This is a genomic window from Bacteroides caecigallinarum, from assembly GCF_016902295.1.
In the GTDB taxonomy this organism is placed as follows: domain Bacteria; phylum Bacteroidota; class Bacteroidia; order Bacteroidales; family Bacteroidaceae; genus Phocaeicola; species Phocaeicola caecigallinarum_A.
The window spans coordinates 1-17,096 of the sequence record NZ_JACJLQ010000050.1 but is presented as its reverse complement, the minus strand read 5'-3'; the positions used below and the strand labels follow the sequence as shown (position 1 = coordinate 17,096).

Annotated in this window: 15 protein-coding genes; 13 read left to right on the top strand and 2 right to left on the bottom strand. The window is 35.1% G+C overall.

The genetic code is table 11. The features are described from left to right. Nucleotides 1–126: 126 nt before the first annotated feature. Together H6A27_RS12925 and H6A27_RS12920 are read right to left on the bottom strand one after the other, a co-directional pair. On the bottom strand, nucleotides 127–690 hold the full coding sequence (locus H6A27_RS12925; protein ID WP_204508970.1) for a phosphoribosyltransferase: 564 nt from the start codon (nucleotides 688–690) through the stop codon (nucleotides 127–129). A gap of 360 nt (nucleotides 691–1,050) precedes the next feature. Next, complete coding sequence (locus H6A27_RS12920; protein WP_204508969.1) at nucleotides 1,051–1,641, bottom strand: DUF1281 family ferredoxin-like fold protein; 591 nt, start codon at nucleotides 1,639–1,641, stop codon at nucleotides 1,051–1,053. Nucleotides 1,642–2,176: 535 nt separating this feature from the next. On the opposite strand from H6A27_RS12920, the gene H6A27_RS12915 reads away from it, so the two are divergent. The 13 genes from H6A27_RS12915 to H6A27_RS12855 form a co-directional block, all read left to right on the top strand. Beyond that, nucleotides 2,177–4,003: a tetratricopeptide repeat protein gene (locus tag H6A27_RS12915; RefSeq protein ID WP_204508968.1), complete on the top strand. Its 1,827-nt coding sequence runs from the start codon at nucleotides 2,177–2,179 to the stop codon at nucleotides 4,001–4,003. A gap of 179 nt (nucleotides 4,004–4,182) precedes the next feature. Further along, on the top strand, nucleotides 4,183–4,554 hold the full coding sequence (locus H6A27_RS12910; RefSeq protein WP_204508967.1) for a DUF3244 domain-containing protein: 372 nt from the start codon (nucleotides 4,183–4,185) through the stop codon (nucleotides 4,552–4,554). 5 nt (nucleotides 4,555–4,559) lie between these two features. Further along, nucleotides 4,560–4,805, top strand: a complete 246-nt coding sequence (locus H6A27_RS12905) for a helix-turn-helix domain-containing protein (RefSeq protein WP_204508966.1) — start codon at nucleotides 4,560–4,562, stop codon at nucleotides 4,803–4,805. 113 nt (nucleotides 4,806–4,918) lie between these two features. Beyond that, complete coding sequence (locus H6A27_RS12900) at nucleotides 4,919–7,117, top strand: peptidase domain-containing ABC transporter (RefSeq protein ID WP_204508965.1); 2,199 nt, start codon at nucleotides 4,919–4,921, stop codon at nucleotides 7,115–7,117. Nucleotides 7,118–7,123: 6 nt separating this feature from the next. Continuing rightward, nucleotides 7,124–8,266, top strand: coding sequence for a putative HlyD family type I secretion protein (locus tag H6A27_RS12895; RefSeq protein ID WP_204508964.1), 1,143 nt, complete (start codon nucleotides 7,124–7,126; stop codon nucleotides 8,264–8,266). 401 nt (nucleotides 8,267–8,667) lie between these two features. After that, a complete protein-coding gene (locus H6A27_RS12890) occupies nucleotides 8,668–8,868 on the top strand; it encodes a hypothetical protein (protein WP_204508963.1) in 201 nt (66 codons plus the stop codon). A gap of 105 nt (nucleotides 8,869–8,973) precedes the next feature. Continuing rightward, complete coding sequence (locus tag H6A27_RS12885; RefSeq protein WP_204508962.1) at nucleotides 8,974–10,434, top strand: radical SAM protein; 1,461 nt, start codon at nucleotides 8,974–8,976, stop codon at nucleotides 10,432–10,434. Nucleotides 10,435–10,452: 18 nt separating this feature from the next. Next, nucleotides 10,453–12,774: a TonB-dependent receptor domain-containing protein gene (locus H6A27_RS12880; protein ID WP_204508961.1), complete on the top strand. Its 2,322-nt coding sequence runs from the start codon at nucleotides 10,453–10,455 to the stop codon at nucleotides 12,772–12,774. A gap of 41 nt (nucleotides 12,775–12,815) precedes the next feature. After that, a complete protein-coding gene (locus tag H6A27_RS12875) occupies nucleotides 12,816–13,034 on the top strand; it encodes a hypothetical protein (RefSeq protein ID WP_204508960.1) in 219 nt (72 codons plus the stop codon). Beyond that, on the top strand, nucleotides 13,021–14,511 hold the full coding sequence (locus H6A27_RS12870) for a radical SAM protein (RefSeq protein ID WP_204508959.1): 1,491 nt from the start codon (nucleotides 13,021–13,023) through the stop codon (nucleotides 14,509–14,511). The genes H6A27_RS12875 and H6A27_RS12870 overlap by 14 nt, the downstream gene beginning before the upstream one ends. Before the next feature lie 198 nt (nucleotides 14,512–14,709). After that, nucleotides 14,710–14,898: a hypothetical protein gene (locus H6A27_RS12865; RefSeq protein ID WP_204508958.1), complete on the top strand. Its 189-nt coding sequence runs from the start codon at nucleotides 14,710–14,712 to the stop codon at nucleotides 14,896–14,898. 76 nt (nucleotides 14,899–14,974) lie between these two features. Next, nucleotides 14,975–16,303 carry a radical SAM/SPASM domain-containing protein gene (locus H6A27_RS12860; protein WP_204508957.1) on the top strand — a complete coding sequence of 443 codons (1,329 nt, stop codon included), beginning with the start codon at nucleotides 14,975–14,977 and terminating at the stop codon, nucleotides 16,301–16,303. Nucleotides 16,304–16,677: 374 nt separating this feature from the next. After that, a partial coding sequence (locus tag H6A27_RS12855; protein ID WP_204508956.1) for a carboxypeptidase-like regulatory domain-containing protein occupies nucleotides 16,678–17,096 on the top strand: 419 nt, incomplete at its 3' end.

Genomic DNA, 17,096 nt, shown 5'->3' with positions numbered 1-17,096 from the left:
ACTACATTTTAATTTTGAGAAATGCTAAAGCTGATAATCAATGGATTAGTGAAATTATACAGCTAAAAAATAACTAAAAATTTTTTTTGGCTATCAAACTTGGGTTAAAATCAATTTGTTCATATATTATATTACTCTGTATGATGTTCTACCCAAAAAGAAACCTCCCAATACCTCAGCTCCGAACGCTTCAAGCTGATTGGCGAAATTTGCATAAGACAGACCTCGTGAAATGACATCATCGAAAACAAGCACTTTCTTGTCTGCGAAAAAATCCTTGTCAAACTCGATTGCCTGTGTCTTGCGGATTTCTCCTTCGGTCTTGCGATGGTCGTGAACGGTTTGCCTGTCCGCCAAGATATGGATATGCTCATAACCGTTGGTTGCTCCTGTGAGTTCGCAAACACGTGCAGAGAACTTCTTGAAACGAAGCTCGTTCTTTTCGGCTGTGGATGCCGGAACACACGCAAACACGATGTCCTTGCGGTTGTCTCCGAAATGTTCCTTGAAATGTTGGGCGGTCTCCTGTGCCACATTTTCAAACTCTCTGCCGTCCTTGAAATCCCAAACTATCTGACGTGACTGCTTCTCTTTCTCACCGACATTCCTGATGCGTACAGGGTAATACTTCAAGAATGTAACAATAAGTTTTGTCAACTGTTTCTTAACGCTTTCTTCTATCTTTGCCATAACCATAAAGTTTTAATTCCCTTATGTCCAGGACTATCATCCTGTCAAGGGTTGTTTTTCTGCCATGGCAAAGGAGAGTCACCAATAAGGCAAATCGGGTGGCAGAAATACGCTCTCAGCATGAGAGGAAGATTTCTGCCAACACTGTGTGGCCTGACCGATTTGAATATTTAGTGAAGACTCTCGGTAACTTTGCGGAAAAATAACCTAAGACAAGGATGGATAATGAAATGGCCTGAAATGTAGAAAAGGTAAAGAAATGAAGTTACAAGGGGGAGTAGAGGAATATAAGGGGAGAGTATGGGGTATAATAGTGAAGGAGCAGCCCTGATTGAACAGGACTGCCGTTAAAACAATCAATCATACTATCTCAATCTGATATACACAAAGGTCTTCGTCCTTCTCGTATTCGTCAGCAACGGCTTCCATATCCTCGAAAGTATCGACCTTGACACCTGTGTAGGACTCAAAATCTTCTTTCAGGGATTCAAAATCATTGTAATCATTCCTGTCATGTTCGGTGTACATGACGTAACGGGCAGGGAAAAAGATACCCTCTGAATCATTCGTCCTGTAAATGATACTGCCAGGTTCTTCTTCGTAGAATTTAATATTCACATGATATTTCTCCGCAAGGATATCAAAAAGTTCATTGCAAGCACTCCATGCTGTCTCAGTAGATATTCTGACAACACTATGTGTTTCGTCAAGCTGCTGGACGGTATCCGAAATAGATGATACGGTACCTCGGCAATCGATTTCGGTGTTCTTCACGTCAGGAAGAAGTTCGTCAACGATATATCCCAGCCAGCTTGCATCGGAATAAAATGTCGAAGAATCCTGGTTTGCGCTGTGGTCTATCGCAATGACACGCTTGAAATCTGAATGCAGGCGGGAAATGTCTTCATGCTTGCCTGTAATGGCATAGTCTGTAGTACTCCAGTGTGGCATAATAATATGTGTTTAATGAATAATACATACTTCCCTTGTTTAACATAAAATCCAAAGGATTCCATGTAGGGATAGATTTTACATGCCTGATGATTCAGCCACAAGCGGAGATTGAGCAAGAAAATCGCTATGAAATTGTGTATGTACCCAAATCTATGATTTAATGGGTACAGCCACAATTTCAAGCAGATTAGTAAAACGGTTCTTGATAAATGTCTGCAGGCTGTAACTTTGCATGGTAAAATAAAGCCCACATGAATCTGTGGTGTTGCATTTTAGGAGAAGGCTTTGTTTACAAGCGGTTTGCCCAAACAGAAAGACTGAGATAATATTATGATAAAAAACGAATCAGGATTAAAGAAATCAGACTTCATACGTAACTTGAATGAATCATAATAATTATATAACAGATAATCAATAATATACGGAATGTAAAAAAGTGAAAATGCCAATATTGCCAATAATGCAGTAATAATTGTACTTGAACTATGGGAAAAGTCGTTTTTTTTATATTTTTGCAGAAAAATTGATATTTATGAAACAATCTATATACATATATATAACAATTATTTTCTTTTTGATAATTTTAGGGTGTAACAGAAGTGGTCAAGTCAACAAGCAAATACCAGAACTTGTGAAAGCTGAAAAAGTGATGTTTGACCATCCTGACAGTGCATTGCATATATTGGAAAAAATGGAGAAACCTTCGTCACGAACTGATAAGGATAATCATGCATTATGGTGTCTGCTGGTGACGCAAGCAAAGTATAAACAAATGGTAAAATTTAAATCAGATTCATTAATAAATATTGCTTACGATTATTATAAACAAACAGATAATTCTCAAAGAAAGGCTATGTCGTCCCTATATATGGGTGATATAAATTATGAATTAGGGAATATTGAAAAATCAATGCGCTATTACCTAGAGGGTAAGACAGAAGTAGAAAAAACTAATGATTATAAAACAGCTTATCTGATTATGTCTTCTTTAGCGAAGTTGTATCTATATCGTAACTTTGGGGATTATGCTTTAGAAGCCTGTATGAAAGCATATGATTATGCAATGGAGGATTCTAATAAAAGGTATCAAATGGGGGCTTTAAAATATCTAGCCAGATGTTATAGTGTTTTAGATAGTTTACCTAAAGCTATAGATACGTATAAAAAGTGTGGGGCAATAGCTATAGAACTTGGACTTCAAAAAACAAAACATTACTATAACATCCAACATGAAATAGCTTTAGTACATATGAATAATAATGAATATGAAGAATCTTTGCGTATTTTGCAATCATTACCTAAAAATAATCTTTCATACTCACTTATAGGTAAGAATTATTATCATATAGGTAAACTTGATTCTGCTTTCATTTACTTAAACCAAGCTTTAAATACCGATAATATTTACTCAAAAGCTTCTGTTTACAGTTATTTATATAGATTGGGGGAAAATCCAAGATATTATCAATATTTAAAGAACTATTGTGACTCGTTATTGTTTTATAATGATTCTATTATAGCTTTAGATAGAGGCAAAGAGATTATAGCTTATAAAGAAAAATATAATAATGAAAGATTGGTTACTGAAAAACAAAGATTAAAGTTAGAAAAGGCTAATATTATTTATTGGTGGATGTTTACCATTGTAATGGTATTATTATTATTGATTTTACTTATATACATATATTTGCACAAGCGAATTGTTATGCATAGGAAGGAAGAAGAATTGACAAATCTAGCTTTAAAACTACATAAAAAAGAGCTAGAGGTTGAGAAAAATGAATCATATATTGTAGAACTTCAGTCTTTGTATGAAGAGAGTAATAAGAAAGAAGAATTTTATATAGAACAAGGGGTAATACTAGATAATCTAAAAAAAGAAAATGAACGTTTGGTTTTTGAAAAAAAAATACTGTATGAAAAGATTGCTTCTTATTCTGTATCTTCTCATGAATTATCTAATGTGAAGATTTTGTCTGATAGACTTTTATTATTGGAAAAAAGGGAAAAGGAATTATGTTCCTTTCTCCTAGCTCAAATACCTATGTTGCATAATCTTCATTTGAAACCTGTCTATTTGAACAATGCGGAATTAGGTGATATATGCAGAATAACTGATACTATTTTTCAGAATTTTACACAGCAGTTGTCTCAAGATGTACCTTGTCTAAGTGAACATGAAATTGCATTATGCTGTTTGATAAAACTTCGTTTTTCTATTACTGAAATATCAGTTTTTTTAAATATAGCTCCAGCTTCTGTTTCAAGAAGCAAACTTCGTATAAAGAAAAAGATTTTTTCAGAGTTAGGTGGAGATTTAAAGGGAAAAGGGCTTGATATTTGGCTTTGGGAATATTAAGAAGAGTGTTTATCTATATAAAGTTATTTTCTGATTTTATAAATGGTTGATATATAATGTATTATATGTAATGTGCTTGTGTTACTTGTCTATTTTATATCTATCTTTATTTTAAGTATATAATTATATAAGTATCTATTTTTGTGACAGAAATGTTAAACAAAATAGATATTGTAATTATGAGAAAAAATTTATTGATTTTATTTTTTTTATTTAGTATTAAGTTATTTCCAAATGAAAATAATTTCTCTTGGGGTGGGAATTGGACGGTAGAAGATGATAATATATTTAGAAGTGAGCAATTAGAGATACCGTTTTATTCGGAATTATTTAATGATATACTTGTAATATATAATAAAAGGCCTGACCGAATAATTTTTTATGAGGTTATAGATACATTTGGTAATGTACTAAAAAATGGTTGTGTCTCAAAAGAGAATTCTGCACAAATTACAATTTCAGTTTCAGATTTGTCAAATAATGGAATCTATACTATAATATTAACCAGTCCAGTTCCGTATGACAAGGTATGGAGCCAATTTGAAAAATGAATTCTATGAGAGTAATATCATTTGAGAAACTCTGTGCCATTCATAATCAGATATACAGACAGGGTACCGGTACACCAGAAGAGTTTGCTGAAAAGGTAGGATTGTCCAAATCGCAGTTGGGCAAATATCTTAACTATTTCAGATATGACCTGAAAGTGGATATCTCGTATGATAAATACAGGCAAACTTATTATTATGACGGTGAAGACTTGTTCTCGGTGTTGGAAACAACATTATTTCATAAGAAATAGTATACGAAGGCTAGAAAAGCGTGGTAATTGAACAATTATCATGCTTTTTTTGTACAGAAAATCCTGCGAGCGGATTGGTAGAATGGATATTTGTATAAATAAAAATTAGAGATATGAAATTTCCATTCTACAGACAACTCGACGGTATGGACTGTGGTCCTACCTGTCTACGCATGATAGCGAGATATTACGGAAAGAAATTTTCCGTGCAACAGCTTCGCGAGAATTCCTATATACAACGTACAGGAGTAAATCTGCTGGGAATAAGTGAAGCGGCAGAGAGTATAGGACTGCGTACAACCGGTATACGTACTACTATAGACAAACTGAAGCAGCAGTCTAAACTGCCATGTATTCTGCATTGGAACCAAATGCACTTTGTAGTACTATACAGGGTTGAGAAGTCGAAAGGGAAAACATATTTCCACATAGCCGATCCGGCCTATGGCCTGCTGAAGTATGAGGAAGAAGAATTGAAAAAATGCTGGATAAGCACACGCCAAGGAGGTGTAGAAAAAGGCATTGCAATGCTGGTTGAAACAACACCGCAATTCTATGAAACAGAGCCGATAAGATATGAGAAACTGTCGCTATGGTATCTGCTCCGCTATGTACGGCCATACAAGAAAATGATAGTGCAACTATTCCTTGGTATACTTGGAGGCAGTATCCTGCAGCTTATATTTCCATTCCTGACACAGACTATAGTCGATCAGGGTATCGGCCACAGGAATATGAACTTCATACAGCTGATACTGGTAGCACAGCTGATGCTTGTATTCAGCAGGACACTGATAGAGGTAATAAGGCGATGCATACTGCTACATATAAGTACAAGAGTCAATGTGGCTCTGATATCGGATTTCCTGGTAAAACTGATGAAACTTCCGATGCGTTTCTTCGACAGTAAGCTTGCCGGTGACCTGATAAGGCGTATAGAAGATCACAGAACCATAGAAGCTTTTCTGACACAATCGGTATTGAATATCTTGTTCTCTGTTCTGACTATAACCATTTTCGGTATTGTGCTGGCCATATACAGCTGGAAAATATTCCTTGTATTCCTAGCATTCAGCATGTTCTATATAGGATGGGTAAAACTCTTCATGAAGAAACGTGCAGACCTGAACAGAAAAAACTTTGAGCAAATGGCTCTGAATCAAGATAATCTGATGCAACTTGTGTATGGAATGCAGGATATAAAACTGCTTGGGTGTGAACGGCAGAAGCGATGGGAATGGGAGAATATACAGGCATCGTTGTTTAGAATAAACCTTCGTTCGCTGAATCTCGGGCAATGGCAACAGGTCGGTGCAGTATTGATTAACGAAGTAAAGAATATACTGATAACCGTAATGTCTGCTACAGCTGTATTGAACGGAGATATAACGCTTGGCATTATGCTCTCCATACAATACATTATCGGTCAGATGCAAGGACCTGTAGAACAGTTTGTATATTTCATGCAACAGTCACAGGATGCAACGCTGAGCCTTGAAAGGCTTGGAGAAATACACGGCAAGGAGAATGAAGAATCTGACTCGATGGAGACAGTGAATCAAGTCTCAGGAAAAGATTCCATCTCATTGAGAGGACTGCAGTTCACCTATGGTTCGGAGAAATCGAAGCGCATAATAAAGGGTATTGATCTGGATATTCCAGCAGGAAAAACAACGGCAATAGTAGGACTGAGCGGTAGTGGAAAGACGACTCTGATAAAGCTGATGTTAGGATTCTATCCACCTACGGAAGGAAGTGTAATGGTCGGTGAGACGCCCCTACAAAGAATCAGTTTCAAAGAATGGCGCAAACACTGTGGAGTTGTGATGCAGGAAGGATTCATATTCAGCGATACCATTGCCAATAATATAGCACCGGATGCAGATGTTATTGACCGGGAAAGACTATTGTATGCGGTAAAGATGGCAAATATAAAGGATTTCATAGAATCGCTGCCTTTGAGATATAACACCAGAATCGGAAGTACAGGGCAAGGCTTAAGCCAAGGCCAGAAGCAACGTATTCTGATTGCCAGGGCAATATACAGAGATCCGGATTACCTGTTCTTTGATGAAGCTACAAATGCTTTGGATACTGATAATGAAAAAGCAATACAGGAGAATCTGAACCAGTTCTTTGAGGACAAGACAGTAGTCGTAGTAGCGCACCGTCTTAGTACGGTGAGAAATGCTGACCAGATAGTAGTACTAAAAGACGGTGTAATAACCGAGAGAGGAAATCATGAATCACTGATATCAAAACAAGGAGACTACTATAGGCTGGTAAAGAATCAGTTGGAACTTAATGCATAAATCTATATGAAAAAAGAAGATACAGATGAAAAGAAACAACAGGAAGGTGAGAACATAGAACTATATTCGAGAGAGAGTTCGAGTGATATGCTCGGTGATATGCCGAACTGGCTGATACATACAGGCAGTTATATAGTGTATAGCCTGATAGCAGTACTGCTGGCTGGCAGTTATATATTCAAGTATCCTGATGTCGTAGAGACAGGCATAACCATAGACGACTATTCGAAGACTGAATGGATAACAGCCAACGAGGATGGGATAATAGGTGAATTCTTTGTACCAGACGGAGCAAGGGTAAAGAGGAATGACACTCTTGGTATAATACGTAATACAGCATCGCTTGAGGATGTGAAAAAATTCTGTAAAGTATTGACACGGGTAGAATGGTTCTACAGGACGGATGATCCTTCGTATCTGGATAACTATCCATTTGACTTGATAATGGGAGAGATGTCTTCCTCATACGAACAATTCACAGAAGCTGTACGTGCCAATGTATTTGCCAGCGAGTATAATGCATATAATCAGAGAAGAAACTATCTGGAACAAGAAATAAAAATACTATTGAAGGACTCGGTGAAGAATGAGCTTGCAATCCTGAATGCAAAAAGGAACCTGTTTGAAATAGCTCTGGAGCATAAATTGGAGACGGCCCAAAATAAGAGATTGCTTGAACTTGCATACGAAAGGATGGTAAACAGTCTGAAATCGTGGGAAAACAGGTATCTGATAAAGAGTGCCAACGATGGAATAGTCCTATTAGGGACAGGCTGGAGTATAAATAATCGTGTTTCGGTAGGTGATACAATCTGTTCGGTGGTGTCGGAATATAAAGGTCATCCCAAGGGACATATAAAACTGACGCAGCATCAGATTGCAGACATTGCAGTAGGCGATAAGGTAAACATTGAGTTATCGAAGTATCCATCGCATACGTATGGTTATCTGGTAGGAGAAATAAGCTCAGTAACATATGTCCCATCGAGTAAAAACTATGCTGTGGAGGTGGAGTTGCCTAAAGGCATGCATACAACTTCGAAATACGAAGTTGACTATGAAGTCGGATTAGCAGGTAAAGCTGAAATAATCACCTCAAGCCGTAGTATATTGAGTAGAATATTCGGACCGATATTTAGACTTTTATAATAATGATTCCTGAAAGTTCATAAAATTGAAGAATGTTAGCGAATTAAAGTCGTATACGCGAATAAGGACACGTTGTTCGATTTGTTTTTTGAACTTGCTTGTAAAAATGATAGATTTTCGAAAAAAATATTTCAAAACTCCTTTTAGCGGATTGGCTGTGCTTACATTTGTTACAGAAAAATAGAGCAATATGCGATATATCCTTTAAAACTGATTCGTTTTATAGTGATTGTATATGATGGGTGTGTTTATGAATAAAATGTTTAGTAATAGCTTGTACCACCTTTACTTTATAATGGAAACTAAGTCATAGGTTTATTTTCACTGGATTGTATTAAATGTTATTTTGATATTTGTGAGTTAATTATCAATATTTGTTTAATCTTTAATTAAGAAGTGTTATGAAAGAGAACAACGGAAAAGAACTGAGACAGCAAATAATAGAAAAGGTTGCTGAGCATGTAAAGGATGAGGAACTTTTAAAACTTAATGAAATGGAAGAAGTTGAGGGTGGCGTTTGCGCCATAGGATGTGTAGCTGCTTGCTTTTGGGGTAATCTTGATGCTATTAGTAAAGAGGAAATTGATAGAGTTCAACCTTAATTATTAGTGGGCGATTCTTGAGGAACTTCATTGAAACTGTTCTGAGTGATAAAACTCAGAACAGCTTTATAGTTTAGGATATTGATTTTGAGTAATTGGATAATTATGACAGAAACTGAAATATTATATTTAAATCCGAATTATTTAATTCGGCATGATGAAACAAGAAGCTTGTTGTGTGCACGTCATGAGAATGATGGCAACTATTCTAAAGGTTTTTTTTCTTTTATCCATCCTTATTATGCAGAGTTATTGGCTTTATTTAATGGTGGTAACACAATAGAAGAAGTAATTGCCAGAACTCATTTGGGAATTAAATTCGGCAGGAAGATTATTGAATTTATCAATAAAATTACAGAGAATGAAAAATCTTACAAAGTAGAATGGGGAGATACACAGTTTTTATTTCCTAAAAATCTTTTGCTGCGTAAAAGTGATGATTGTATAATAGATAAAAATATAATTTCTACAGATTTTTCCTTCAAAAATCTAGATTTTAAAACATCCAAGCTAAATTTCCCTATTTATATAACATATATGATAAATACAGTCTGCTACACAGATTGTATATATTGTTACGCTGATTGTAGAGTGAGAAAAAAAAGACAACTTCCTATAAAGAAGGTTATGGAACTTCTGGATGAAATAGAAGAATCTCCTATTCTCGATTTTACAATTATGGGAGGAGAGTTCCTTTTGGATGAAAATTGGGAAATGATTCTATCTCGTTTACATCAACTTAATCTGTTTCCTGTTATTTCTACGAAGATTCCTATTTCAGAGGATATAATAAGAAGATTAAAAAAGGTTGGAGTAAAGAAGATACAAATCTCTTTGGACAGTATAAATCCGAAAGTACTTAGTCGTTTGTTAAAGGTTGATGGGGAGAAATATCTCTTGAATATGAGACGAACGCTTTTATTATTGAAGGAATATGGTATTCGTGTTAAAATAAATTCTGTATTTACGCATTATAATTGTTCTATTGACGAATTAAGTAAATTATTGGATTTCTTTTCTGAATTCAGTGTAGATTCTGTGACTGTAATACCTGCTGGTATTTCAATGTATAAGTCTTTGGAATATATGCCTTCAGAAGAAGCTATAAATAGTATAACTGAATATATAGAAAAAGTAAAGGATAATTATAATTATACACTTTCCATGCCTTATGCAATTCCGAAAGACAGTATTGAAGGAACTGCATTGCAAAAAGATAAATATTTTACTAATAGATCTTTGTGTACCGGTAATTTGTGGCAAGCATTTATAATGCCAAATGGAGATGTTACCTTTTGTGAAGGTACTATGTCACATCCCTCTTTTGTATTAGGTAATATATGTGATAGACCATTTAGGGAGGTTTGGAAAACAATTATGCCACAGTTTCTGAATCAAGATTATTATAATAAATCTGCGTGCGGAAATTGTCCTGACTTCGAGAGTTGTCATACTGAAAAAGGAGTGTGTTGGAAATATATTATACAAGGATATGGTGGAGAAAATGTATATTATCCCGATCCAAGGTGTCCAAAGGCTCTAGCACTTAAAAATAGAATTTATTAACAGTAAAATAGAATTTGTATGAAACGAATAATTCTATCTTGTATGCTTTTGTCCGTGCTTTCTTATACAAGCGCTCAAACTATATGGAAGGTAACGGACGAACAAAATCATCCATTGGCGTTTGCCAATATTGTTGTTATGTCTTTGCCTGATTCAACCTTTGTTACCGGTACAGTCAGTAGTGAAGATGGTAACTTCAGCTTGAATACTGATATTATAGATGGATTGTTGAAAGTATCATGTATTGGTTATACAACATTGTATAAGGAATTAAGACAAGGAGAATCACTGGTATTAAAACTTAAAAGTGAGTCGCAGCAATTGGGAGAAGTAGTGGTAAAGGGCGATTTGCCTAAAACACGTGTAAAAGGTGATGCCATGGTCACTGAAGTAAAGAACAGCAAGTTGTCTTATGCCGGTACAGCTAATGATGTATTGCGCAAATTGCCTGGTGTGGCAGATGTAGGCAACGGTTTGCAAGTGTTGGGACGAGGAACACCGGAGTATTATATTAACGGACGCAAGGTACGTGACCTTTCAGAACTTGACCAGTTATCCAGTTCCAATATTCGGAATGTGGAGGTCGTGATGAACCCGGGTGCTCGTTATGATGCATCTGTTAAGGCAGTTATACGTATTAATACACAAAAACCGGCTGGCGAGGGCTTTGGTTTTGACAATCGTTTAATGGGAGATTACAACAAGAAAGCGGGATGGCTGGACCAGTTTAATTTTAATTACCGTAAAAATAACTTTGATTTGTTTGGTCTTTTGTTTTATTCTGACAGCTACTATTGGAAGACTCATCAGGCTGTTCAGGATACTTATCTGGATAAACACTGGAAACAGGAAAGCCTTACCGATGTGGAAAGCCGGAGCAGGACATTTACCGGTAGGTTGGGTATGAATTATGTGTTTAACAACAACCATTCGTTGGGTGCATATTATCGTGTCGCAAGACAACCGTATTACAGAAATTATATGGATGTATATACCGATGTATTCAGTGATGGAGCGGATTATGAATCTTCTGACAACTCTTCAGTCGGCTCTAATGATTATACCAAACATACCCTTGATTTGTATTATAACGGTAATGTCGGTAACTGGCACATGGATGTGGACGGTAATGCCATCTGGCAGACAACAGATGCGGACAACCTGGTCAATGAGCAAATAAAGGTTACGGATGGCAGCAAATCTGTCCGCAAGGTAACTACATACAGTAACACTGAATATGAATTTTATGCAGCCAAGGTTGTATTGTCACGCCCTTTATGGGGAGGTAATTTCTCTGTTGGTGCAGAATACGGATATATGAGCCGAAACATGGACTATCGTAATCCCGAAGGTATCATATCCGACAATAAGGATGAAATTAATGAGAACAACGCTTCTGCTTATGCCGAGTACAGCAAGGCATTTGGCAAAGTAAATGCTCAGCTGGGCATCCGATACGAGTACGATGATTTTGATTATTATGTAAACGATGAACATCAGAAAGATCAGAGCAAGATTTACCACAATGTGTTTCCTTCGGCATCGATTTTCTTTCCATTGGGAAAAACACAGGTTATGTTACAGTACAGGTCGGAGATACAGCGTCCACGTTACTCCCAACTCAGCAGTCAAGTGGCGTATATCAATCGCTATACTTATGAAGGCGGAAACCCGTTGTTGAGACCGGTCATGACAAACTCACTTAATTTAGGTGTATCCTACAAATGGTTGTCAGGGCGTGCCGGATACCAGCATGTTAAAGATGATATCTTTAATACAAGTTATCCATATTCAAACGAAGATCCTACCATCGCATTGATAAGCCAGAACAATTCTCCTGCTTATGACATGCTGTTTGTCGCTGTAACTGCCGCTCCTACCATAGGTAAATGGTCGCCTTCCTGGACAGCCAGCTTGAACAAGCAATGGCTGGAGGTAGAAAGCCCTGAAGGTTACATTAATCTTAATAAGCCACTGTTTATGCTTAACTGGGACAACAGTCTTGAATTGCCTATGGGCTTTCTTCTAAACATGGGTGTCAGATGGATGAGTACAGGCGATATGCAGAATACCAGATTGGACGAACAGAGCTGGTCCGTAAACGGAAGCATACATAAATCTATCATGAACGGCAAGATGAGTTTCCTGCTTCAGGCAAATGACATTTTTAATACTCAAAAGCAATACGGAACTTTATATTCCGGAGCGGTACGTACCATCAAGATGAATAACGACCCAAATTCACGCAGTGTCAGTCTAACTGTCCGCTATAAGTTTAATACCACAAGAAGCAAGTACAAGGGAACCGGCGCTGGAGACAGCCAGAAGAACCGTATGTAACTAGTATGTTTTTAAGATAATCGCATTTAAATTATTGTATTATGGAAACAAATAAAAATAATAAAAATGAAGGATCTAATATTATAAATGATAATGTACACATTGATAAGTCTGATGATGTGTTGGATTTAGATGAACTGTTTGGGGTACAAGGTGGCGTCAATACGGACGAAAATGATGAGCATTTGGAGGAGACCTGCGGATTGGGATGCTTTGAACAGAGGCATGTAATAATAAGAAAAGGAAATGGAACGAAATGAAATATACATATTAAATCCGCATTATCATCTGCGTAATGATACACGGCGTATAGTTATGTTCTCTAAAAATAGAACAGATGCAAACAGTTCAAGTAACTGGTATAGTTTCATACATCCATTACAGGCATTGATGCTTAGTTTCTTTACGTTTGAAAGAAGTCTGGAGGAGAATATAAAACTATTGAACAACTATTTTCATTGTCAGCATAATGAAATGGAACATTACATTATACCATTCATAGAAAATAAGGAGTTGCTAAGCACAAGATGGCATGGTCAGGAGATAGTTTTTCCAAGAAATGTATTGATAAGAGCTTCGAAAGAGAGTATTTATCTTAATCTTCAACCCGAAGATCTTGTTTGTGATAATCTAGATCTTTCAGAGCGCAGACTATATGAAGCTCCCTTGTCAATAACATTGATGCTTACTAATAGATGTGTGACAGACTGCTGCTATTGTTATGCAGATAGAAGGAGCAATATCGGTACAAAACTATCTACCAAGCGTATATGCGAACTTATTGAGGAAGCCGGAAAATTGAAGATGAAGTGCGTAAATATGATTGGTGGGGAAGTCTTTCTACACCCGGACTGGGCACAGATTCTAAAAAAAACAATAGACTGCCATGTAGAAGCGGAGTATGTATCCACAAAAATGCCCTTGACAAAGGATATAATAGAAAAACTACAGCAGATTGGGTATAAAGGAATAATACAGATTTCTCTTGATGCTTTGGATACTAAGGTAATTGAATCTACCTTGAATGTATCTGAAGAATATTTGGAAGCAGTGAAGAGGGGCCTTATTCTGTTGGATGAATCTGGTTTGAAATATCAGATTGCGACAGTACTTACGACTTACAATGCCAATATTGATATACTGATGGAACTGTATAACTTTCTCACTAGATTGAAAAATATTGTGACATGGAGCATAGTGCCTGTACATGATTCCTTGTATCCGAAAGTAGAGAACTTTCAATCTCTAAAACCTGATTCTGAAATACTGCGAACACTATATGCATATTTTGATGATATCTCAAAGCAATCGGATTTTAATATTATATATGATAAAAAGGTTGTAGATAAAAAATATTATTTAGAAAAAGGTGGCGCAAAGAATTTTAAGGACAGTAAATGCCCAGCTCTAAACACAAACCTATTCATATTACCTGACGGTAAAGTTACGATTTGCGAACAATTATACTGGCATCCTTTCTTTATAATAGGAGATGTAAGTAGGGATAAAATAAGTTCTGTTTGGAAATCAGAACGTGCTACTTATCTTGCAAAGAATATCTGGAATGATATAAGACCAGTGAGTACGTGTTCCCGATGTGAATTGCGAAAAGAATGTTTTGAATCAAATAACCGATGTTGGGCAGATATATTGAAAGCATATGGTAGAGAAAATTATGATTTCCCAGATCCACGATGTGATTATGCAGATGAAATGAAAAATTATATAGGATATTAAAAAAATAATTTTGAAACTCCTACTAACGGATTGGATGTCATTACATTTGTAATATAACAGAGCGAACTATTGTAATTGCAAAAAAATAACTGTAGTTTTGATAATTATGTGCATTATCTTAGATAAAAGATACAATTTGTTCTTTCCCGAATAAATGTACTCTATATTAATATTTATTTTAATTAATAATTTTTGGTTATGAAAGACGAAAATGAAAAAATGAAATTGTTGAAAGAATTGCAAGAAGCTGCAAGTAGTGAAACATTAAGTGATTCAGAATTGGAATCTGTTGATGGTGGTGGGGTTATAGATGTCAGGTGTGTAAACAACAATGTACCACAATGTGGTTGCCAGATTAAGCAAGAAACAGACATTAGACAATTGTAAAAAACAACTCACCAATAATATATTTATACAGATATAATATTGGTGGGTTATTTTCTTTAATTAAAAATGTACCTATATGGTTGGAAGTAAATATAATTATTTTGTTCCTAATGGCAGTGAAATCATATGTTTAAACGGGATATCACATAAAATATTTTCAGTCAGTAAAGATTCGTATGACTATTTAATTAAGCTTATAGAGAATAAGAATCGTGAGCAGGAGAAAGATAAAGAAATAACAGAATTATTAACTAAAATGCATTTCTTAGTTGAGAATACTGTAGATGAAACTAATTATTTTCTTAAAAGGAAATATGATGATATGCATAGTTCCTTATTTCATTTAGTAATAAACCCTACTCAGGACTGTATATTTAGATGTTGGTATTGCTACGAAAGTCATAAACATAGTAAAATGAGTGTAGAGGTTACGAACAGAATAAAGAAGTTAGCACTTAACATTTTGAAAAGAAATGATATAGAGGAATTTATGTTGAGTTGGTTTGGAGGTGAGCCATTGATGTATTTTGATTCTGTAGTATATCCTTTTTCGGTATTTATTAAGAATGAAACCGAACAGTTAGGCAAGAAGTTTAAATGCAATATGACAACTAATGGCTTTTTATTAACTAAAGAGCTAGTAAAGAAATGTGCTGAGATTGGATTGAATTCTCTTCAAGTTACATTAGATGGTGATGAAAAGCAACATGATAAAACAAGAAATTGTAATGGTAAACCATCTTTTAAAAAGATTCTAGCTAATTGTATTTATTATTGTTCCTATTCTTCTTGTAATCAACTTATATTACGAATAAATTATACTGATGATATTATAAAAACAGATTTCTCTAAAGTTCTTGAATGCATTCCTGAATCAGTTCGTCCTCAAATAGAAATATTATTTAAGAGAGTATGGCAAACCTATGGTCAAAAGGAGAAGAAAACCCCAGATGGACTATTAGAAAATATGGAAAAATTGCATAAAATGAATTTTAAAATGGCTGATCGTTCTGACTTCCAGTTTATTAGTGGATGCTTGTGTTATGCAGATAGAATCAATTATGCAAATATAAATTTTGATGGAAACATATATAGATGTACTGCAATGGATTATAATGTTCAGAACTCTTTCGGAACATTAAATGAAGAAGGTGAGATTATTTGGGACGAAAAAAAACTTCAAAATATTGATAATAATCCTTATATACATGATACAAAATGTATTGAGTGTAAATTACTACCACTTTGTGGGGGGCCATGTTTTATGCGTAAATATCAATTCCTAACCCAAAATATAGATTATTGTAAGAAAGAAATTTTAGATACGGGTTTAGAAGAATTTGTTAAGAATCTTTATCGTAAGACTTCTCAGGCTAGGTTGAATAGTAATAAACTGTTCACATAATAAGCCAATGATGTTCTTAAAAAGATTGGATTATGCAACAATAATTACTGAAACATTGGTTGGATTGAAAGTCTAATAAATATAATGATTAAACAAACGTTTGTTAGTGTTTTTTGAGTAAATAAATAGGGTGTCCAGTTTAATGTTCTCGGTTTTGAGTTGTATTATACTCTTTAATCTTTTGATTTTCAATTAGAATACAAAGATTCTAAACATTGATTTTGATTCTAAATAATACGTTGTATTTCCCCTTTTAGCATATACCATAAACTATATGAATATCAATAACTTAAGGAATATACAATTGAACTTTTAATCAATAAATTGGAATATCGAATTGGACACTATAGTAAATTAACTAAATAAATAATCTTATGAGACAAACTTTCTGTATATTATTATTTAATCTTTGGTATATTATTGGTTTTGCTCAGATTACATATTCAGGTAAAATAATAGATGATAATAAACACCCTCTTCCTTATGCAAATGTTGTATTATTAGCACTTCCTGATTCAGTATTTGAGGCTGGAACTATAAGTGATGAATATGGTAGTTTTAGCTTATACAGTAACAAACCTAACTTACTTCTTCGAATATCTTCTATTGGTTACCAAACGGTATATAATAAAGTTGATAATAAGGATTTTGGTATAATAGAGTTATTGCCAGAAAATCAGATGCTAGGAGAAGTAGTGGTAAAGGCAGACTTGCCTAAAACACGTGTAAAAGGCAATGCTATGGTGACGACTGTGACAGGAAGTGTGCTTGAAAAAGCAGGAACGGGAAATGA